The organism is Acinetobacter sp. GWC1_38_13 (assembly GCF_001767535.1).
GTDB classification, from domain to species: Bacteria; Pseudomonadota; Gammaproteobacteria; order Pseudomonadales; family Moraxellaceae; genus Acinetobacter; species Acinetobacter junii.
On the sequence record NZ_MELG01000045.1, the window covers coordinates 1 to 493 of the forward strand.

Consider the following 493-nt stretch of genomic DNA (forward strand, 5'->3'; position numbering starts at 1 on the left):
CGAATTCCATCTAATATCACCTCATTCTCACCTATTGAGTTGTAAGCAGTATTTGCAAATAAATTTAACTCAATCCATTTACTTTCTTTTACTGTAGATAGAGATTCAGCAATTATCTCTTGCTCAGATGGCAAGATATTTTCATTCTTATTTTTATAATACGTATATGACTTAAAAATCAGCCATGGTAAGAGTAAAATAACAGTGACAATACAAGGTAAGATTAATAAATAATTAATTAAATCAGCAGATTGTGGTTGATATTCCACATCACGCCAATAATAAATAATAATCAATCCAACAAAGATAAAACTGCTAATCAAAGCCGCTAAAATTTTCTTCAACATTATGCAGCCCCTACAAGTGCATAACGCGTTTCATTGTTATGATATAAACATTCAATAGAGCTTAAAAAAGCACCATGACCTAAACCCATTTGATGATTTGAGTTCAAATACATGGGTACAACATCAGTTTTATCTAGAATTAATCG

2 pseudogenes are annotated in these 493 nt (G+C 30.4%); both read right to left on the bottom strand.

Annotated features, from left to right (window positions below):
- A pseudogene (locus A2003_RS04440) lies at positions 1 to 347 on the bottom strand (hypothetical protein); the annotation flags it as partial.
- Positions 347 to 493: pseudogene (locus A2003_RS04445) on the bottom strand (type VI secretion system baseplate subunit TssG); the annotation flags it as partial. The pseudogenes A2003_RS04440 and A2003_RS04445, both read right to left, overlap by 1 nt.